Annotated in this window: 16 protein-coding genes and 1 tRNA gene; 15 read left to right on the plus strand and 2 right to left on the minus strand. The window is 71.9% G+C overall.

Features of this window, described 5'->3' with window-relative positions; translation table 11 throughout:
- The first annotated feature begins 21 nt into the window (after nucleotides 1-21).
- The 3 genes from QPJ90_RS13550 to QPJ90_RS13560 all read left to right on the plus strand — a co-directional run bounded on the left by QPJ90_RS13550 (nucleotide 22) and on the right by QPJ90_RS13560 (nucleotide 3349).
- A complete protein-coding gene (locus tag QPJ90_RS13550; RefSeq protein ID WP_290131703.1) occupies nucleotides 22-1350 on the plus strand; it encodes an FAD-dependent oxidoreductase in 1329 nt (442 codons plus the stop codon).
- Between the two features lie 254 nt (nucleotides 1351-1604).
- Nucleotides 1605-2744 (plus strand): zinc-dependent alcohol dehydrogenase, encoded by a 1140-nt coding sequence (locus QPJ90_RS13555; protein WP_290131704.1) that lies wholly within the window; start codon nucleotides 1605-1607, stop codon nucleotides 2742-2744.
- An 11-nt stretch (nucleotides 2745-2755) separates the two neighbouring features.
- Nucleotides 2756-3349, plus strand: coding sequence for a hypothetical protein (locus QPJ90_RS13560; RefSeq protein WP_290131705.1), 594 nt, complete (start codon nucleotides 2756-2758; stop codon nucleotides 3347-3349).
- A 333-nt stretch (nucleotides 3350-3682) separates the two neighbouring features.
- Here QPJ90_RS13560 and QPJ90_RS13565 read toward each other — a convergent pair.
- Nucleotides 3683-3768, minus strand: a tRNA-Leu gene (locus QPJ90_RS13565).
- A 174-nt stretch (nucleotides 3769-3942) separates the two neighbouring features.
- Here QPJ90_RS13565 and QPJ90_RS13570 point away from each other — a divergent pair.
- From QPJ90_RS13570 to mshC, 3 genes are all read left to right on the plus strand, one after another.
- Nucleotides 3943-5268, plus strand: coding sequence for a M20/M25/M40 family metallo-hydrolase (locus QPJ90_RS13570; RefSeq protein WP_290131706.1), 1326 nt, complete (start codon nucleotides 3943-3945; stop codon nucleotides 5266-5268).
- A gap of 90 nt (nucleotides 5269-5358) precedes the next feature.
- Nucleotides 5359-6189, plus strand: coding sequence for an undecaprenyl-diphosphate phosphatase (locus tag QPJ90_RS13575; RefSeq protein WP_290134241.1), 831 nt, complete (start codon nucleotides 5359-5361; stop codon nucleotides 6187-6189).
- On the plus strand, nucleotides 6186-7427 hold the full coding sequence (mshC, locus tag QPJ90_RS13580) for a cysteine--1-D-myo-inosityl 2-amino-2-deoxy-alpha-D-glucopyranoside ligase (RefSeq protein WP_290131707.1): 1242 nt from the start codon (nucleotides 6186-6188) through the stop codon (nucleotides 7425-7427). Before QPJ90_RS13575 ends, mshC begins: the two co-directional genes overlap by 4 nt.
- Before the next feature lie 548 nt (nucleotides 7428-7975).
- Here the strand turns inward: mshC and QPJ90_RS13585 are convergent.
- Nucleotides 7976-8905, minus strand: coding sequence for a PAC2 family protein (locus QPJ90_RS13585; RefSeq protein WP_290131708.1), 930 nt, complete (start codon nucleotides 8903-8905; stop codon nucleotides 7976-7978).
- A 228-nt stretch (nucleotides 8906-9133) separates the two neighbouring features.
- On the opposite strand from QPJ90_RS13585, the gene QPJ90_RS13590 reads away from it, so the two are divergent.
- From QPJ90_RS13590 to QPJ90_RS13630, 9 genes are all read left to right on the plus strand, one after another.
- On the plus strand, nucleotides 9134-9964 hold the full coding sequence (locus QPJ90_RS13590) for an HAD family phosphatase (protein ID WP_290131709.1): 831 nt from the start codon (nucleotides 9134-9136) through the stop codon (nucleotides 9962-9964).
- A gap of 71 nt (nucleotides 9965-10035) precedes the next feature.
- Nucleotides 10036-11142, plus strand: coding sequence for a tRNA (adenine-N1)-methyltransferase (locus QPJ90_RS13595; RefSeq protein WP_290134242.1), 1107 nt, complete (start codon nucleotides 10036-10038; stop codon nucleotides 11140-11142).
- A gap of 10 nt (nucleotides 11143-11152) precedes the next feature.
- Complete coding sequence (locus tag QPJ90_RS13600) at nucleotides 11153-12085, plus strand: hypothetical protein (RefSeq protein WP_290131710.1); 933 nt, start codon at nucleotides 11153-11155, stop codon at nucleotides 12083-12085.
- A 71-nt stretch (nucleotides 12086-12156) separates the two neighbouring features.
- Nucleotides 12157-13179: a WYL domain-containing protein gene (locus QPJ90_RS13605; protein WP_290131711.1), complete on the plus strand. Its 1023-nt coding sequence runs from the start codon at nucleotides 12157-12159 to the stop codon at nucleotides 13177-13179.
- On the plus strand, nucleotides 13172-14143 hold the full coding sequence (locus tag QPJ90_RS13610) for a WYL domain-containing protein (protein ID WP_290131712.1): 972 nt from the start codon (nucleotides 13172-13174) through the stop codon (nucleotides 14141-14143). Before QPJ90_RS13605 ends, QPJ90_RS13610 begins: the two co-directional genes overlap by 8 nt.
- Before the next feature lie 230 nt (nucleotides 14144-14373).
- Nucleotides 14374-15126, plus strand: coding sequence for a twin-arginine translocase subunit TatC (tatC, locus tag QPJ90_RS13615; RefSeq protein WP_290134243.1), 753 nt, complete (start codon nucleotides 14374-14376; stop codon nucleotides 15124-15126).
- Complete coding sequence (locus QPJ90_RS13620; protein ID WP_290131713.1) at nucleotides 15123-17573, plus strand: DEAD/DEAH box helicase; 2451 nt, start codon at nucleotides 15123-15125, stop codon at nucleotides 17571-17573. Before tatC ends, QPJ90_RS13620 begins: the two co-directional genes overlap by 4 nt.
- Nucleotides 17574-17584: 11 nt before the next feature.
- On the plus strand, nucleotides 17585-19285 hold the full coding sequence (gene lnt / locus QPJ90_RS13625) for an apolipoprotein N-acyltransferase (protein WP_290131714.1): 1701 nt from the start codon (nucleotides 17585-17587) through the stop codon (nucleotides 19283-19285).
- Nucleotides 19286-19774: 489 nt separating this feature from the next.
- Nucleotides 19775-20125 (plus strand): RNA polymerase-binding protein RbpA, encoded by a 351-nt coding sequence (locus QPJ90_RS13630; RefSeq protein WP_290131715.1) that lies wholly within the window; start codon nucleotides 19775-19777, stop codon nucleotides 20123-20125.
- Nucleotides 20126-20147: the final 22 nt, after the last annotated feature.

Consider the following 20147-nt stretch of genomic DNA (forward strand, 5'->3'; position numbering starts at 1 on the left):
AAACTCCGGTAGACCGGACTCATGGCAGATTCGATCCCGCACGTCCTGGTCCTCGGTGGCGGCTCCGCCGGCTACACGACCGTCAAGCAGCTGCAGAAGCACGCCGCGACGGTCCCGATGCGCATCACGCTCGTCGACCAGAACACCTACTACACGTACCTGCCGTTCCTGCCGGAGGTCGCCGGCGGTCACATCGCGCCGAAGGACGTCACCTTCGAGCTCCGTCGCGCGCTCAAGCGGACGCGCGTCATCCAGGGCAAGGTCACCGGGATCTCGTCGAAGGACAAGACCGTGTCGATCTCGACGGCCGGCGGCGACGACCGCACCCTCGGCTACGACCAGCTCGTCGTCGCGCTCGGCTCGGTGACGCGGACGTTCCCGACCCCGGGTCTCGAGGAGTACGGCGTCGGCTTCAAGACCGTGGAGGAGGCGGCGTACGTCCGTGCGAAGCTCCTCGACAACATCGCGAAGGCCGCAGCGACCCGTGACGAGGACGAGCGTCGCCGCCTGCTCACGAGCATCTTCGTCGGCGGTGGTTACACCGGCGTCGAGGCCATCGGCGAGCTGTTCGACGTGTCGCAGGCCGCGATCAAGACCTACCCGTCGCTGGCCGGCGAGCACCCCCGCTGGGTGCTCATCGACGCCCTCGACCGCGTGGCGCCCGAGGTCGGCCCGGAGCTGTCGAAGTGGACCCTCGAGTCGCTCCGTGCCCGCGGCATCGACGTCCGGCTGAAGACCACGATGCCGAGCGCCGAGGGCGGCGTCATCAAGCTCTCGGACGGCGACGAGTTCGCCGCCGGTCTGCTCGTGTGGACGGCCGGCGTCAAGCCGAACCCGCTCCTCGACGCGACCGACCTGCCGCGCGGACCGAAGGGGCACCTCGCCGCGAACGCGAAGCTCCAGGTCGAGGCCGAGGACACCCACGAGGTCGTCCCTGGTGTCTGGGGCCTCGGCGACGTCGCACAGGTCCCCGACCTGACGGCCGAGAAGCAGCCGGCGTACTACCCGCCGAACGCCCAGAACGCCGTCCGTCAGGCCGTCGTCGCTGCCGACAACGTCGTCGCGACGATCACCGGCAAGCCCCTCGAGGAGTACCGCCACCCGTCGATCGGGACCGTGGCGTCGTACGGCGTCGGGAAGGGCGCGGCGAACATCAAGGGCGTCAAGATGACGAACCTGCTCGCCTGGCTCGCGCACCGGTCGTACCACGTGTACGCGATGCCGACGCTGAACCGGAAGGCGCGCATCGTGATCGGCTGGATCACGGGCGCGGTCTCCGGTCGCGACGCGACCTCCCTCATCAAGGAGACGGACCCGCGTCGCACCTTCGTCGAGGCGTCGAAGAGCTAGAGCGCGACCACCTGACGGACGGGAGGCGCGGTGCCGGCTGGCACTGCGCCTCCCGTCCGTTCGTGGTTGTGTCGCCCACGAAACGCGCGCGTCCCGACCTTGCACACGTCGATCGACGGGTGCGGTGTCGAAACGCGCGCGTTCCGCGAACCCGGGCGAACGCGGGCGCCACGCGCGTGGACAGGGTGCGCGGACCTGGGACGGCGTGGACGCCCGAGCGGTGAGCGTGGATGCTCTGAGCGAGAGGAGCGTCCATGCGCGCCATGACGTACCGCGGGCCGTACCGGGTCCGCGTCGAGGACAAGCCCGATCCCCGGATCGAGCACGAGAACGACGCCGTCGTCCGGGTCGAACGCGCCGCGATCTGCGGTTCCGACCTGCACCTGTACCACGGGATGATGCCCGACACCCGGGTCGGCCACACGTTCGGGCACGAGTTCATCGGGGTCGTCGAGCAGGTCGGCCCCTCGGTGGCGCACCTCAACGTCGGTGACCGGGTGATGGTGCCGTTCCACATCTCCTGCGGGTCGTGCTGGTTCTGCGCCCGCGGACTCTTCACGAACTGCCACAACGTGAACCCGAACGCGACCGCGGTGGGTGGCATCTTCGGCTACTCGCACACCACGGGCGGCTACGACGGCGGCCAGGCGGAGCGGGTGCGGGTGCCGTTCGCGGACGTCGGACCCGAGGTCATCCCACCGTGGCTCGACGACGAGGACGCCCTCATGATGACCGACGCCCTCGGGACGGGGTACTTCGGTGCGCAGCTGGCCTCGATCCGCGAGGGCGACACGGTCGTGGTGCTCGGCGCCGGCCCGGTCGGGCTGTTCGCGGCACGGTCGGCGTGGCTGATGGGCGCGGGGCGGGTGATCGTCGTCGATCAGTTCGAGTACCGGCTCGAGAAGGCGCGGACGTTCGCGTACGCCGAGACGATCAACTTCGCCGAGGTCGACGACGTCGTACTGGAGATGAAGAAGCAGACCGACTTCCTGGGCGCCGACAGCGTGATCGACGCCGTCGGGGCCGAGGCCGACGGCAACTTCACCCAGCAGGTCACGGCCTCGAAGCTCAAGCTGCAGGGCGGGTCCCTGACAGCGCTGAACTGGGCGATCGACGGCGTCCGGAAGGGCGGCACGGTCTCCGCGATCGGTGCGTACGGCCCGATCCCCAGTGCCGTGAAGTTCGGCGACGCGATGAACAAGGGCGTCACCATCCACGCGAACCAGGCGCCGGTGAAGCGGCAGTGGCCGAGGCTGCTGGAGCACATCCAGACCGGGCACCTCAAGCCGAGCGACATCATCACGCACCGGATCCCGCTCGAGCACATCGCCGAGGGGTACCACCTCTTCTCCTCGAAGCTCGACGGGATCATCAAGCCCGTCATCGTCCCGTGAAGGAGCACGCCATGACCGATCACACCCCGTACATCGCGGACCCGCCCCGTCGCGTCCCGACCGCCGACGAGCTCCGTGCACGGATCCCCGGGTGGGGGAGCGACCTCGACCCCGCCGACCGCCCGTCGGTGCCCAAGCTCTCGCGTGCAGCCGGGTCCGCGACGGGCGTGCACTGGGACGTCCCCACGCAGCAGCCCGGCGCCGAGGGACGCGAACGCTCGATCGAGCACGCGCACGTCACGCCGGTGTTCGGGACCGCGCAGCCCCTCCGCGGCCTCGCCGGAGCGGTCCGGCGAGTCGCCTACGCGCGGTTCAGCGAGGGGCGCCTGGCGCACTGGTTGCTGCTCGTGCTCGGCGACCGGATCGACGTGGCCGCCCACCGGGTGACGGATGCGCTCCGGGGTCGACCGGACCGGGTCGTGCACGAGACGGGGGTGCGTGCGGAGCTCGTCGGACACCCTGTCGCGTCGCGCCTCGGCTCGTCGCGACGGGACTGGCGGCACGGGGCGCTCGATCCGCTGGTCGCCAACTGGGGCTGGCTGGCCGCCGTCGGCGGCATCGTGCTGGTGGTGCGTCGGGTCGCCCGCTCGCGTCGTTCGCGGTGACCGCCCACCGGACGGGAGGCACGATGCGGCCCCGCCCCGCGCCTCCCGTCCGGCGCGTCTCGCGCGAGCGCAGCGCCGGCTCCCTGAACCGCGCGCGTTGCGACCTCGCGCGCGTCGTTCGACGCGTGCAACGTCGAACCGCGCGCGTTTCTCGCCACGGGGTCCGCCTCGAGCAACCCGACCTACCGGAGGCGACCACTGGGACGCCACGAGCGCAGCGAGGAGGCGGAGAAGCGGCGGCGGCGCCCTGAGCGGAGCGATGGCGACGCTCGCCGGGAAGCACGAACGAGGAATGCCCCCGGGCCGACCGGCCAGGGGGCATTCGTTTTCTTGTGTCCGAGGGGGGACTTGAACCCCCACGCCCTAATACGGGCACTAGCACCTCAAGCTAGCGCGTCTACCAATTCCGCCACCCGGACAGGTGTTGTTCGGTTGTGCTGGCCGGTCATCCGGGGCGTTTTCCCCGGCGTTCCTGCCGAGAGAAGACACTAGCACGGGTCTGAACGCCCGATGAACACGGCCGCGCATCCCGGGCGCGTCCCGGGGAGTCACGCGGATCGGCGGTGTCGGGACCGGCCGGTAGCGTGGTGGGCATGACAGACGTCCACGGGAACACGACGGCCGGCATCGAGCTCGAGGAGACCGCGTCGATCGCCCGTGACCTCATCCGGATCGACACCACGAACTGGGGCGAGGGGAAGTCCCGCGGCGAGACCGAGGCGGCGCACTACGTCGAGGCCAAGCTCCGCGACCTCGGGCTCGAGCCGCAGCTGTTCGAGTCGGAGCCCGACCGGGTGAGCGTCGTGGCCCGGGTCCGGGGGCGCGACCCGCAGAAGTCGGCGCTCGTCGTGCACGGACACCTCGACGTCGTGCCGGCCGATCCGGCGAACTGGTCGGTGGACCCGTTCGGGGGCGAGATCAAGGACGGCATGCTGTGGGGCCGTGGCGCGGTCGACATGAAGAACATGGACGCGATGATGCTGACGTCGTTGTCGGACGTCATCGCCGCACAGGGCGCTCCGGAGCGTGACCTCGTGATCGCGTACTTCGCCGACGAAGAAGCCGGCGGCGTGCTGGGCTCCCACCACGTGGTCGAGCAGCACCCGGAGGTCTTCGCGGGCGCCGACGCCGCGATCAGCGAGGTCGGCGGGTACTCGATCACGCTCGGTGACCGCCGCGCCTACCTGCTGCAGACCGGCGAGAAGGCCCTGATGTGGATCAAGCTCGTCTCCCGGGGCACGGCTGCGCACGGCTCGCACGTGATCCGCGACAACGCGGTGACGAAGCTCGCGGCGGCGGTCGCGCGGATCGGGAGCGAGGAGTGGCCGGTCCGGCTCTCGGCGACGACGGACGCGATGGTGGCGGAGGTCGCCCGGTTCCTCGGGGTGGACCCGGCGGTGACCGGTCCGGACGAGGTCGCCCTCGCCACGGGCTCGGCGTCGCGGTTCATCCACGCCGCGCTGCACACCACGACGAACCCGACGGTGCTGCAGGCCGGGTACAAGCACAACGTGATCCCGGACGCGGCCGAGGCGCTCATCGACATCCGGTGCTTGCCCGGCGACGAGGAGTCCGTGCTCGAGCGGGTCCGCGAGCTGGCGGGCGACGACGTCGAGGTGGTGATGTCGTTCCGCGACATCGGGCTCGAGCAGGACTTCGGCGGTCCGCTGGTCGACGCCGTGCGGGACGTCCTCGGTCGGCACGACCCCGGTGCTCCGGTGCTGCCGTACCTGCTCTCCGGCGGGACGGACAACAAGGCGCTGTCCACCCTGGGGATCGCGGGCTACGGCTTCGTACCGTTGCAGCTGCCGGCCGGCGTGGACTTCCCGGCGATGTTCCACGGCGTCGACGAGCGCGTCCCGCTCGATGCGCTGGCGTTCGGGCGGCGCGTCCTCGGGGACCTCTTCGCGTCCTACTGATACATTGCCGGGTCGCCGTCGTGGTGGTGGTGCCTGGGCGCCACCCTCGTGGCGGTGTCCAGACAGACCTCCCTCCGGAAGGCCGGTGCCATGCACATCCTCGAGGCGATCTTCCTCGGCTTCGTCCAGGGGCTCACCGAGTTCCTCCCCGTGTCGTCGAGCGCGCACCTGCGCATCGTCGGACTGTTCCTGCCCGACGCGCAGGACCCGGGTGCGGCGTTCACGGCCGTGACGCAACTCGGCACCGAGACCGCGGTGCTCATCTACTTCTGGAAGGACATCACCCGGATCGTCGGGCGGTGGTTCCGGTCGCTGTCCGGCCGGACGGTCCCGCGGAACGACCCCGACGCGCGGCTCGGCTGGCTGGTCATCCTCGGCACGATCCCGATCGGTGTCGCCGGGCTCCTGCTCAAGGACACGATCGAGACGACGTTCCGATCGCTCTGGATCGTCGCGATCGTCCTCATCGTGTTCGGCGTCGTGCTCGGCGTCCTCGACGTCGTCGGCAAGAAGGTCCGGCGGATCGAGCACATGACGTTCGGCGGCGGGATCCTCATCGGGCTGGCGCAGATGCTCGCGCTCGTCCCCGGCGTCTCCCGGTCCGGCGCGACCGTGTCGATGGGCCTCGCGCTCGGGTACACCCGGCCGGCAGCCGCGCGGTTCGCGTTCCTGCTGGCCGTCCCGGCGGTGTTCCTCTCCGGGCTGTACGAGGCGGCGACGAGCCTCGGCGACACCGGCGCACCGTTCGGACTCGTCGACACGCTCGTCGCGACGGTCGTGGCGTTCGTCGTCGGCTTCGTCGTGATCGCCGCGTTCATGAACTACATCAGCAAGCGCAGCTTCCTGCCCTTCGTGGTCTACCGGATCGCACTCGGTATCGTTCTCCTCGTGTTGCTGTCGCTTGGTGTGATCCAGCCGTGAGGGCCTGGGAGGCCCCGTCCGTCCCGTCCGTCCCGGGTTCGGGGCCCCGCCCCGTCGTGCACGACACGGCCACGGGCAAGCCGGTCGACCCGACCCGCGGCGACGAGCGCGCCGCGCTGTACGTGTGCGGCATCACGCCCTACGACGCGACCCACCTCGGGCACGCGGCGACGTACCTGGCCTTCGACTCCCTGCTGCGCTCTTGGCGTGACGCGGGACTCGACACCGAGTACGCGCAGAACACGACCGACGTGGACGACCCGCTGCTCGAGCGTGCCGCACGGGACGGCGTCGACTGGCAGGAGCTCGCCGCGTCGCAGATCGACCTGTTCCGTCGCGACATGGAGGCGCTTCGGATCCTCCCGCCCGACGACTACGTGGCCGTCACCGACGAGGTCGACCGCGTCGCCGAGGCCGTCGCGTTCCTGCAGGAGACCGGGTACGCGTACGACGTGCCGACCGACGACTCCGAGGGCGACGACGTCTACTTCGACGTGAACCGCCCGACCGAGGCCTGGGCGCTGGGCGACGAGAGCCGTCTCGACCACGAGACGATGCTCGCCCTCTCCGCCGAACGCGGGGGCGACCCCGACCGACCCGGCAAGCGCGACCCCCTCGACCCGCTGCTCTGGCGAGCAGCACGCGACGGCGAACCGAGCTGGGACACCGTCCTCGGGCCGGGGCGTCCCGGGTGGCACATCGAGTGCAGCGTCATCGCCGGCGACAAGCTCGGCCTGCCGATCAGCGTCCAGGGCGGCGGCAGCGACCTCGTCTTCCCGCACCACGAGATGAGCGCGGGGCACGCAGCGGCGCTGGCGCACCAGCCGCTCGCGAACGCGTACGTGCACACGGGGATGATCGCCTACCAGGGCGAGAAGATCTCGAAGTCGCTCGGCAACCTCGTCACCGTCCGGGGGCTCCTCGACGACGGGGCCGACCCCCGCGCGGTCCGGCTCGCGCTCCTGTCGCACAAGTACTCGGACGACTGGGAGTGGTTCCCCGCGGAGCTCGAGTCCGCCACGACGCGGTTGGCGTCGTGGGACGCCTGGGCAGCGGGTGCACCGTCGCACGCCGACGACGCCGCGGACGTGATCGCGCGCATCCGCGCGCGCGTCGCGGACGACCTCGACACGCCTGGTGCGGTCGCGGCGGTCGACACCGCGCTCGCGGGCGGCACGGCGGCGACGCCGGAGCTCGTCGACCTCGTCGACGCGCTGCTCGGCATCCGCCTGGGCTGACCCGGGGCCGCCGGCCGCGCGGGCGCCGCGGCGGCCGCCCGGCCGTGTTGGTCGCGCGACGTGCCGTCGCGCGCCGCCGGAGCCGACACGTCCTGCGACCAGCCCGTTCCGGCCGCACGACGCGCGCGCACGCCGACCGGGAGGCCCGTGGCGGGCCCGCACCGTGCCTCCCGTCCGACAGGTGCCCACGCTGGTCGCACGACACGTCACCTCGCTGCTCCGGGGCCGATCGTTCTCGCGACCAACGGTCAGGACACGCCGCCGGCCGCTCGGCGGGCGGTCACGAACGGTCGGTCTCCGGTCAGCAGAGCGACCGTTCGTGACCGTCGGGCGCTCGTGAGCGGGGAGTCGTGACCGTCACCACGGCGGGCCGAGCGCCCGACCGTTCTCGCATCCAACGGTCAGGACACGCCGCCGGCCGCTCGGCGGGCGGTCACGGACGGTCGGTCTCCGGCCAGCAGAGCGACCGTTCGTGATCCTCAGGCGCTCGTGAGCGGGGAGTCGTGACCGTCACCACGGCGCGCCGAACGCGGGCCCGCGCGCGACCGCTACTGCGGCGGCTGCGGCGGGCGGAAGCCCTCGCCGCCAGCGGTCCCGCCGTCCTTGCCGTCCTTGCGCTCCCGGCGCCGCAGGTACTGCTCGAACTCCTGGGCGATCGCGTCCCCGGAGGCCTCGGGCGAGTCGACCGTGTCGCGCGCCTGCTCGAGCTGCCCGATGTACGTCGCCATGTCCTCGTCGTCCGCGGCGAGGGCGTCGATGCCCTCCTCCCACTCGGTCGCGTCGTCCAGGAGCGAGCCCCGGGGGACCGTGACGTCCGTGAGCTCCTCGATCTTGTCGAGCAGCGAGAGCGTGGCCTTGGGCGAGGGGGAGTTGTGCACGTAGTGCGGGACGGAGGCCCAGAGGGACAGCGTCGTCAGACCGGCCTTGTCCACGGCGTCGGCGAGGACCCCGAGGATGCCGGTCGGCCCCTCGTAGGAGGACTTGTCGACGTCGAAGGCCGCGCGGACCCCGGCGTTCTCGCTCGACACGAACACCGAGATCGGTCGGGTGTGCGGGACGTCGGCGAGCATCGCCCCGACGAACACCACCGCGTCGATCGAGTACACGTCGATGAGGTCGATCACCTCGGCGCAGAAGCCGCGCCACGTCCGGGAGGGCTCCGGGCCGACGAGCACGAACACCTCGCGGTCGGACTCGGAGCCCGTCGCACCGATCACCGGGGGGCCGTCGGAGCCCGGGCCGTGCAGGACGATGCGGGGCCACTGGATGCCGCGGTCGCCGTCGTCGCTGGTGCCCACGGTGGGGCGATTGAACTGGTAGTCGACGTACCGTTCCCCGTCGATCTCGCGGAGTTCGTCGAGCTCGAGCGCGTCGACGATCCGTCGGGCGAGCCCGCTGGCCGCCTCGCCGGCGTCGTTCCAGCCCTCGAAGGCGACGACGAGCAGTCGGCCCTCGCTGAAGGGGGAGTGCTGTGGCACGGAGCGGACCTCCTGGAAGGGGCGTGGGCCGCTCGTGCGGACCGCGCGCGTGGGACGTTGACCAGGCACCCACTGTAGGCCCGCGGCAGGGTGCGACGGGCGGCAGTCCGCCTCCAGCGGAACGTGCGCGCGACGCCAGCGCAACGCGTGCGCGACGCGCGGGCGGGACGGAGACGACCACGACCGCACGCCGGGGCGGCGCCCGGCCGACCGGTAGACTCGTCGCCCGTGACCGCCCAGCGCCCCGACCGAGTCCTGCCCGCAGCCGTGCTGTGGGACATGGACGGCACGATCATCGACACCGAACCGATCTGGCAGCAGTCCCAGGTCGAGTTGACCGAGCGCTACGGCGCCACCTGGACGCACGAGGACGGCCTGTCGCTCGTCGGCTCCGGGCTCGAGCGCTCCGGCGAGATCCTCCGCGACCGCGGGGTCGACATGGAGGTCGAGGAGATCGTCCTCTGGATGACCGAGTACGTCTCCGACCGCCTCCGGCACGACGACCTGCCGTGGCGGCCGGGCGCGCGCGAGCTCGTCGAGGAGCTGCACGACCGCGGCATCCCGACCGCCCTCGTCACGATGTCCCGCCGGTCGATGGCACTCGTCGCCGCCGAGGCCCTCGGCGACCGCGGCTTCCGGGTCGTCGTCGCCGGTGACGACGTCGAGCGGCCGAAGCCGTTCCCGGACGCCTACCTCGCCGCCGCCGCGCAGCTGGGCGTCGAGCCGACCGCGTGCGTCGCGATCGAGGATTCGGCGACGGGCGTCGCCTCCGCCGTCGCGTCCGGTGCCGTGACGATCGCGGTCGAGCACATCGTGCCGCTCACCGACATCGCTGGTGGCGACGTCCACCTCACCACGCTCGCCGGCGTGGACGTCGACCGACTGGTCGAGTTGACCAGTCCGGCCCTCGCTGCCCGCGCGGCCGTGTCCGACGAACAGCCTGGGCCCACGCCGCCGGTTCCTGACCGACGCGCCAGCGGCGGGCAGGCCGTGCCGGTGGGGAGAGGCACGGATCGCGTGTCCGCCGAGGCTGCGGTGACCGAGGGCGGTGCCCGGTGAGCGACCTCGAGCACGTCGGCGACGAGGCGGCGGTGACCCGCGCCTCCAGTCAGGACGACGCCACCGCGTCGCTGCCGCACACCGCGGGAGGTGCGCCGCACACGCCGCCCCGCGGACCCTTCCGGTCCGGTGACCGCGTGCAGCTGACCGGTCCGAAGGGCAAGCTGACGACGCTGTCGCTCGAGACCGGCGGCGAGTACCACACGCACCGCGGCGTGCTGCGGCACGACGACGTCATCGGGCAGCCCGACGGCTCCGTGATCCGAGCGACGACCGGCGACGAGTACCTCGCGCTCCGGCCGCTGCTCAACGACTACGTGATGTCGATGCCGCGCGGCGCCGCGATCGTCTACCCGAAGGACGCGGCGCAGATCGTCGCGTTCGCCGACGTCTTCCCCGGCGCCCGCGTCGTCGAGGCCGGGGTCGGCTCCGGTGCGCTCTCGCTCTTCCTGCTCCGGGCGATCGGGCCGACCGGCCAGCTGCAGTCGTTCGAGCGTCGCGAGGAGTTCGCGGCCATCGCCCGCGGCAACGTCGGTACGTTCCTCGGCGCCGTCCCGGACAACTGGTCCGTGACCGTCGGCGACCTCGTCGAGGAGCTGCCGGGGGCCACCGAGCCGCAGAGCGTCGACCGCGTCGTGCTCGACATGCTCGCCCCCTGGGAGTGCGTCGACGCCGCGGCGGACGCCCTCGTGCCGGGCGGCCTCATCGTCTGCTACGTCGCGACGGTCACCCAGCTGTCCCGCACCGCCGAGGCCCTCCGCGACACCGGCCGCTTCACCGACCCGATGCCGAGCGAGACCCTCGTCCGGACCTGGCACGTCGAGGGTCTCGCCGTCCGTCCGGACCACCGGATGGTCGGGCACACCGGGTTCCTCGTGACCGCCCGGCGGCTCGCCGACGGCGTGGTGCTGCCGAACCTCAAGCGCCGTGCCGGCAAGGCCGAGTTCTCCGACGAGGACGTCGAGGCCTGGACGCCCGGTGCCGTGGGGGAGCGGAGCGCGAGCGACAAGAAGCTCCGGAAGGTCGCACGGCAGGCGGCGGCGCAGGCACGCCGGGTGGCCGCTGCCGAGGCGGGGTCGGCTGAGGCGGGGTCCGTGCCCGACGCGGCTGCGCCCGACGCGGCTGTGCCCGACGCGGCTGTGCCCGACGCGTCCGGGGCGCATGGGGACGACCGGTAGAGTACCGACCGTGCCCGTCCTGCATCGAACCATCCCCGCGCTCCTGGTCACCATCGGACTCGCCGCCACGCTGACGGCCTGCTCCGCGAGCGGAGCCGGGACGACCCCGTCGAGCTGCGCCCGCCCCGGTGCCGCGTCCGAGGCCGTCACCGCCACGGGCACGTTCGGCAAGGAGCCGAAGGTCTCCGTCCCCTCGGGGCTCACCACCAAGGGCACGCAGGTCTCGGTCGTGAAGCAAGGCACCGGGCGCGAGGTCGAGGACGGCACCCCCGTGCTCATCGAGTACACCCTCGTCGACGGTGCGACCGGGCAGGTCGCCCAGACGAGCGGCTACTCCGGCCAGACCGCGCCGATCACCGCGGGTGCGTCGAACTACGGCGCGCTCGGCGAGGCCGTCGAGTGCGCCCACGTCGGTGACCGGCTCGCCGTCGCCCTCCCGAAGAGCGCGCTGAGCTCCACGTCCGGCACCGCCGGGTCCTCGTCGAGCAGCAAGACCGAGGACGCCGTCATCGCCGTGATCGACGTCAAGCGGGCCTTCGACGCCCGTGCCACCGGCACACCGCAGCTCGCCGGCGACCGCATGCCCGCCGTGGTGCTCGCCCCGTCCGGCGCCCCCGGGATCACGATCCCGTCGTGGGACGCGCCCAAGTCCGACGAGACGCACCTGCTCCGCAAGGGCGACGGGACGGAGCTCACTGCGAAGGACACCGCGGTCATCAAGTACACGGCCGTGACCTGGAGCGCCGACCCGTCCGTCACGGGCTCGAACTGGACCGACGGCTCCGGTGCCGCGACCGTGCCGCTCGCCAAGGGCCAGATCGTCGACGGCGTCCGCGAGGCGATCCTCGGACACCGCGTCGGCGACCAGGTGCTGGCGATCGTGCACAACCAGGGCGCGACGGACGCCTACGTGATCGACGTGCTCGGAGTGATGCCGCGCTGACGCCTCGGCACCGTCCACCGACCGCCGCGCGGGTGCACTCCGGTGCACCCGCGCTGCCGTAGGATCGGCCTGTGCCAGCCTCTCGTACCCCCCGTGTGCCTGCCGAGGAGCGGCTCTTCAGCCTCGTGCTCGCGCTGCTCTCGACGGAGTCGGGGCTGACGAAGGCCGAGATCCTGGCCAACGTGCAGGGGTACCGGCAGCGCTGGACGCCCGGTGGCGACAACGCTTCCCTGGAGCGCCAGTTCGAGCGTGACAAGGACGACGTGCGCGACCTCGGGATCCCGCTCGAGACCATCGAGACGCCCGGCGCCGCGGGCAACAACCAGACGCTGCGCTACCGCATCCCGAAGGGCGAGTACGACCTGCCCCTCGACGTCCGCTTCACACCGGACGAGTCCGCGCTGCTGTCCCTCGCGGCGATGGCCTGGCGTGAGGGAGCGCTCTCCGCCGACTCGCGACGCGCCCTGCTCAAGGTGCGGTCCGCCGGCGCCGAGGACGACGTCGCCTCGGGTGTGCTCGGGGTCGACGCCTACGCCCCGCGGCTCCGAGCCCGCGACGCCGCGTTCGAACCGCTGCGCTCCGCCCTCGACCGCGCGGCCGCCGTGCGCTTCGACTACATCACGCCCGGGCAGCACGAGGCCCGTCGACGCGAGCTCGCGCCGCTCGCGCTCGTCCAGCACGCCGGCCGGTGGATGCTCGCTGCGCACGAGTTCTCGACGGGCGCCACGAAGAACTACCTGCTGTCGCGGATCGTCGGCCCGGTGACCCAGTACGAGGTCGGCCGGCACCCGGCGCCCGCGGGAGCGGGGGAGCGCGCCCTCGCCGAACTCGACCGCATCTGGGCGACCCGGACCGCGCGCATCCACGTCGTGCCCGGCTCGGATGCCGAGCGGCGGCTCTCCCGTCGACGCGACACGGCCGCCGAGCCCGACGGCACCCTCGTGCTCCACCACGTCGATCCGCAGATCCTCGCCGAGGAACTCGCGGCGTTCGGCCCCGAGGTCCGCGTGCTCGAACCCGACGACCTCCGCGACCGGGTGACGGCCCGGCTCCGCGGCCTCGTCGCCGACCACGAAGGAGACGCCCGTGGTTGAGCAGCAGCCCCTGCAGGCACAGGACAAGCTCGCGTTCCTGCTCGCCCTCGTGCCGTACCTCATCGACCGCGAGCGGGTCTCGGTGGCCGAGGCCGCGCGCCACTTCGGCGTGCCCGAGTCCCGCATACGCCGGGCCGTCGAGCTCATCGCGGTGTCCGGCGTCCCCGGCGAGACGATGCAGTACCAGCACGGCGACCTGTTCGACATCGCCTGGGACGACTTCGAGCAGAACGACATGATCGTCCTGACGAACCTCGTCGCGATCGACGACGCGCCCCGGCTCTCCGCCCGCGAGGCCTCGGCGCTGATCGCGGGCCTGCAGTACCTGTCGGCGCTGCCCGAGGCCGCGGACCGTGACGCCATCCGTGCCCTCATGGCGAAGCTCTCGCGCGGTGCGGGCGGTGCCGCGTCGAACGTCGCCGTCGGACAGGACCTCCACGACGCGACGCTCGCGACGATCCGGCAGGCGATGGCCGACGGGCGCGGGCTCGCCTTCGACTACGCCGGGCCGCGGAGCCGCGGCGGGACACGCAGTGTCGACCCGTTGCGCGTCGAGTCGATCGACACCGACTGGTACCTGCGCGCCTGGGACCTCGACCGGGGTGCGCTGCGCACCTTCCGCCTCGACCGGATGTCCGGCGTCCGCGTCGAGGAACGCGCGGCGACCACGAGCGCAGCCGACGTGGTGATCCCGGACACGCTGTTCCAGCAAGCCCGCGAGGACGTCATCGTCACCGTGGAGCTCGACTCGTCGTCGCTGCCGCTCGTCGCGGACTTCCTCGCCGACACGGCCGACGCGCCCGACGACGACGGTCGCGTCCGCATCCGGCTCGCCGCGTCGAACGGGTTCGACGGCGTCGTGCGGCTCGTCGCCGGGCTGCCCGGTCGCGCCGTGGTGCTCGACCCGCCGGCGGCGCGCACGGCGATCCGGGACTTCGCGGCCGCGGCCCTCGCCGAGGCCTGATCGCGTCGCGGTCGGTCCGCGTCGGCCGACGCACGCCGCGTCGCGGGTATCGCGCCCACGGGCCGGGAGGCGCGGTGCCGGCCCGCACCGTGCCTCCCGGCCGCCTGTGCGAACGCACGCAGCCGCAGCGCGGTGTCGGACCGGTCCCGTAGGATCGGCGCATGGCTTCGACGACCGCAAGCGGGCGAGCGAAGCGGCCCGGGCGCCCGAAGAAGGACGCCGAAGGCCGCATGTCGCTCGGGCAGCACCTCATCGAGCTGCGCAACCGTCTCTTCCGCGCGGTCATCGCGGTGGTGGTGTGCGCGATCGGTGGGTGGTTCCTCACCCCGTTCGTGCTCGACGCCCTGCGGCAGCCCGTCTCGAAGCTCGCGGAGATCGGGGGGCACACGGCCGAGCTGAACTTCCCGATGATCACCGGGGCGTTCGACCTCAAGCTGCAGATCGCGATCACGATCGGCATCGTCATCTCGAGCCCCGTCTGGCTGTACCAGGTCTGGGCGTTCATCGTGCCGGCCCTCGTGCGGCGCGAGAAGCAGTACGTGTTCGGCTTCCTCGGCACCGCGATCCCGCTGTTCTTCGCGGGGTGCTGGTTCGGGTGGTACATCCTGCCGCACGTGGTCCAGATCCTCGGCAGCTTCGTGTCCACCCAGGACACCTCGATCGTCGACGCGAAGGCCTACTACAACTTCGTCATCAAGCTCATCGTGGCGGTCGGGATCGCCTTCGTCCTGCCGGTGTTCCTCGTGCTGCTGAACTTCGTCGGGGTGCTCTCCGCGTCCGCGATCATCAAGTCCTGGCGCATCGCGATCCTCTGCATCCTCGTGTTCTGCGCGATGGTGACGCCCTCGGCCGACGTCATCTCGATGTTCCTGCTCGCGATCCCGATGACCGTGCTCTACATCGCCGCGTGCGCCGTCACGTGGTTGCACGACCGCCGTGCAGCGAAGCGGCAGGCCAAGCTCGACGAAGAGTACGGCCTGTGACCGACACGGACCTCAGCCCCGCCGAACGCTACGCGGCAGCGAAGGTCCGGAACCGCTCGCGCAACCTCGAGCTGTTCCGGTCCGACCTCCGCTTCGACCTCGACCCGTTCCAGTTCGCGGCGTGCGACGCCATCGACCAGGGCCGGAGCGTCCTCGTCGCGGCACCGACCGGCGCGGGCAAGACGATCGTCGCCGAGTTCGCGATCTGGCTGGCGATGCGGCAGCCCACAGCGAAGGTGTTCTACACGACGCCGATGAAGGCCCTGAGCAACCAGAAGTACGCCGAACTGGTCCAGGCCTACGGCGAGACCGAGGTGGGGCTCCTCACCGGCGACACCAACGTGAACCCGCGGGCGCGCGTGGTCGTGATGACGACCGAGGTCCTCCGCAACATGATCTACGCGGACTCCGACCTGCTCGACGACCTCGCGTGGGTCGTCCTCGACGAGGTCCACTACCTCGCCGACCGGTTCCGTGGTGCCGTGTGGGAAGAGGTGATCCTGCACCTCCCGACCGAGGTCCGGCTCGTCTCGCTCAGCGCCACCGTGTCGAACGCCGAGGAGTTCGGCGACTGGCTGCAGACCGTCCGTGGCGACACCGACGTCATCGTTTCCGAGGACCGCCCGGTCCCGCTCGAACAGCACGTGCTCGTCGGCTCGAAGATGGTCGACCTCTTCGACTCGAGCGGTGCCGCGGCGACGAACCGCGTGAACCCGGAGCTGCTCCGCCTGGTCGGGGGAGCCTCCCGGAGCGAGCGGCACGGCGGCGGACACCGCGGCGGACGCGGTCGGGGCGGGTACCACGACCGCCGCGGCCCGCGCACCGAGAAGCTGTACCGCGAGCAGATCGCGCGGATGCTCGACGACCGGATGCTCCTGCCGGCGATCTTCTTCGTGTTCAGCCGGGCGGGCTGCGACCAGGGCGTGCGGAACGTCCTGCGGTCGGGCCTGTCGCTCACCACCGCGGACGAGCGTCGCGAGATCCGTGAGTCGGCCGAGTACCACTGCCGGACGCTCCTCGACGAGGACCTCGCCGTCCTCGGGTACTGGGAGTGGCTCGAGGGCCTCGAGCGCGGGGTGGCCGCGCACCACGCCGGTCTGCTGCCCGCGTTCAAGGAGGTCGTCGAGGACCTCTTCCAGCGCAAGCTCCTCAAGGTCGTGTTCGCGACCGAGACGCTCGCGCTCGGGGTGAACATGCCGGCACGGACGGTCGTGCTCGAGAAGCTCGAGAAGTTCAACGGCGAAGCCCGTGTGCCGATCACGCCGGGGGAGTACACGCAGCTCACCGGTCGCGCCGGCCGCCGGGGCATCGACGTCGAAGGCCACTCGGTCATCCAGTGGACCGACGGCCTCGACCCGCAGGCCGTGGCATCCCTGGCGAGCCGACGCACGTACCCGCTCAACTCGTCGTTCAAGCCGACGTACAACATGGCCGTCAACCTCATCGAGCAGTTCGGCCGCCGCCGCACGCGCGAGGTCCTCGAGACGTCGTTCGCGCAGTTCCAGGCGGACCGCTCCGTCGTCGACCTCGCGCGGAAGGTCCGGTCGCAGCAGGAGTCGCTCGAGGGGTACCAGCAGGCGATGACCTGCCACCTCGGCGACTTCACCGAGTACGCGGCGCTCCGGCGTGAGCTCTCCGACCTCGAACGGACCAACGTCCCGGGTGGCCGCGAAGCCTCGCACGGTGCCCGCAAGGAGCGCCAGGCCGCGATCACCGACGTCCGGCGGCGGATGCAGCGGCACCCCTGCCACGCCTGCCCCGACCGTGAGGCGCACGCACGGTGGGCAGAGCGCTGGTACAAGCTCAAGCGCGCCAACGACAAGCTCGTGCAGCAGATCCGTTCCCGCACCGGCGCCGTCGCGACGACCTTCGACCGGGTGACCGACGTGCTCCTGCAGCTCGGCTACCTCGTCGACTCGGGTGACGGCTCCGGCGAGGCCACCGTCGCGGCCGGCGGCCGACGCCTCCAGCGCATCTACGGCGACCGCGACCTCCTCGTCGCGGAGTGCCTCGAGGCCGGCGTCTGGAAGGAACTCACCCCGGCTCAGCTCGCCGCCATGGCCGCGACGATCGTGTACCAGCCCCGCCGCGAGGACGCGCCCGGCACCGAGCACGCCCTGCCGCGCGGTGCGTTCCGTCCGGCCCTCGACGAGACCCTGACGATCTGGGCCCGGCTCGACGACATCGAGCGCGACGCCCGGCTCGCCGGTTCGCAGCCGCCCACCCCGGCGATGGCGGTTGGCATGTTCCGGTGGGCGTCGGGCTCGGCGCTCGACGACGTCCTCCGGACGCTCGACATGCCCGCCGGTGACTTCGTCCGGTGGTGCAAGCAGGTGATCGACCTCCTCGACCAGGTCCGGAACGCTGGCGAAGACGACCTCGCGCAGACCGCGCGGCGCGCGACCGACGCGGTGCGCCGCGGCATCGTCGCCTACGCGACGGTCTGACGGGAGGCCCGGTGCACGCTCCCGAGTCCGACCTGCGTCCGCACGACGCCGACTTCGCGACGGCGCTGCCGTCCGGCGCGCACGAGCGGTCGCGAGGGTCCGCGCGCGGTCGGTCGCTCGGCCGGTCGCGCGGTTCCTCCGGCGCGGTCGGTGTCCGCGGGGTCGGCCTCGACCAGGTGGAGGCAGTGAACCCCTTCCGAGCGCTCCCGCTCGGCGCCGCCCTGCCGCTCGCGGTCATCGGCGGCATCCTGCTGGCCCTGTCCTTCCCGTCCCCGGGGTGGTGGTTCCTCGCCTACCCGGCCGTGGCGTGCCTCCTCGTCGCCGTCATGGGACAGCGGGCCGGCCGCGCAGCGTGGCTCGGCTACCTCGCCGGGGCCGCGTTCTGGATCCCCGCGATCTCGTGGGCGGGCCGCTACCTCGGCCCCGTCCCGTGGTTCGCGCTCGCGCTCCTCGAGGCCGCGTACCTCGCCCTCGGCAGTGTCGCCATCGCGCTCGCGTACCGCTGGCTCGCCCGGGTGCTGCCGTCGACCGCCGGGCGGGTGTGGGGCCTCCCGGCCGTCGTCGCCGCACTCTGGACGGGACGAGAGTGGTTCTCGGGCAGCTGGCCGTACGGCGGCTTCGCGTGGGGCCGCATCGGGCTCTCGCAGTCGCAGGGGCCCTTCACCCACCTGGCCGCCTACGTCGGGGTCCTCGGGCTGACGTTCGTCGTCGTGTACTGCGTGGCCGTCGTCGTGTCCCTGGCGCTCGTCCGGCCGACCCGGCCCGGCGCGGTCCTCCGACTGCCGGCGCGGGTCGCGACCGCCGGCCTCCTCGTGGCCGCGGTGCTCGCCGTACCCGCCTGGCCGACGGCCGTGGACGGCACGATCAGCATCGAGTCGGTCCAGGGGAACGGGCCCGCGGGGTACTTCGACGGGGCGCAGCCGGGTGAGGTCCTCGCCGCGCAGGTCGCCGCCACCGACATCGAGGCGAAGGGCGTCGACCTCGTGGTGTGGCCCGAGGCGTCCGCCGAGTACGACCCGCGCCAGCAGCCCGTCGTGGCGTCGGCGCTCGACTCGGTCGTCCGGTCGGTCGGTGCACCGATCGTCGCTGGCGCGATCACCCAGACACGGTCCGGGGTGCTCCACAACACGTCGTTCGTCTGGACATCCCAGGGGTGGCAGTCGTCCTACGACAAGAAGCGTCCCGTGCCGTTCGGCGAGTACGTGCCCGACCGCTGGTTCTTCTCGAAGCTCGCGCCGTCGCTCATCGGCCTGTTGCAGCGCGACTACACCCCCGGGACGAAACCGAACGTGCTGTCCGTCGCCGGGATCAAGGCGGGCATCTCGATCTGCTTCGACATCGTCGACGACGGCCTGACGACCGACATGGCGCGTGGGGGAGCGCAGGTGATCCTGGCGCAGACGAACAACGCCGACTTCGACGGCACCGACGAGAACCTCCAGCAGCTCGAGATCGCTCGGATGCGAGCCATCGAGACGGGGCGCTCCCTCGTGAACATCTCCACCGTCGGGGCGTCCCAGGTGATCGACCCGAGCGGACGCACGATCGACCGCGTGCCGGCGTACACCGCGACCTCGATGGTGACGGACGTGCCGCTCGGGACCTCCACGACGCCGGCGACACTGATCTCTGGTTCCCTGACACTCCTGCTGTCGCTCGGCGGCCTGCTCGTCCTGCTCGCCTGCGCCCCCTGGTCTCGTCGGCGCCGCTGACCTCGGCTCGGTGCGGGCGGGGGTCCACGAAGCGCGCGCGTCCCGACGATGCACCTCGTGATCGACGCGTGGTTCGTCGCGTTCGGTGCGCATGGCACGCTGCGCCGACACCGTACGGGGCACGTCGACGCGGCGCGATAGCCCGACGTCGTACGACGCCGCCGTTGTCGTACGACACCGGCCCGGTCGCTCCTTGCGCCCGCTGGCTCGAGCGGACCGCGAGCAAGGACATCGCCGCTGTCGTACGACACCGGCCCGGTCGCACGACAGCGGCAGCCCACCCCGCTCCGCGCCCTCCCGTCCCCGTCGTGTCGGCCGCCGTGGCCGCCGTGGCCGCCGTGGCCGCCGTGTCCGCCGCCGGACGCCAGATCACGCGGTCCCGAGTCCCCGCGGCCGCCCACTGGGAACGCACTGTGAATGCGCCGGTCGGGGAACGAACCCCCGTGGGACAGTGTTGTGGAGGGCAGGACGAGCGGAAGGAGCACACCGATGGCTGATCGAAGTCTTCGCGGCATGCGGCTCGGGAGTCAGAGTCTCCAGAGCGAAGAGGGCGTTGAGCTCTCGGACCGTAAGCGCGCGGTCTACCAGTCCGACTCCGGCGAGACGTTCGACGTGATCTTCTCGGCCGATGCCGAGGTCCCGTCGACCTGGTCGGACCCCCGATCTGGACGCGAGGGTCGACTCCTCGGCGACGACGGCGTTCCCGTCGAGGTCGCAGAAGAGGACGTCAAGGCACCCCGGACCCACTGGGACATGCTGCTCGAGCGTCGCTCGCGTGAAGAGCTCGAGGAGCTCCTGCAGGAACGGTTGCAGTTCCTCCGCGCACGCCGCGGCGCCTGAACCACCCTCAGAAACGAAGAAG

Source organism: Curtobacterium sp. 458, assembly GCF_030406605.1.
In the GTDB taxonomy this organism is placed as follows: Bacteria; Actinomycetota; Actinomycetes; order Actinomycetales; family Microbacteriaceae; genus Curtobacterium.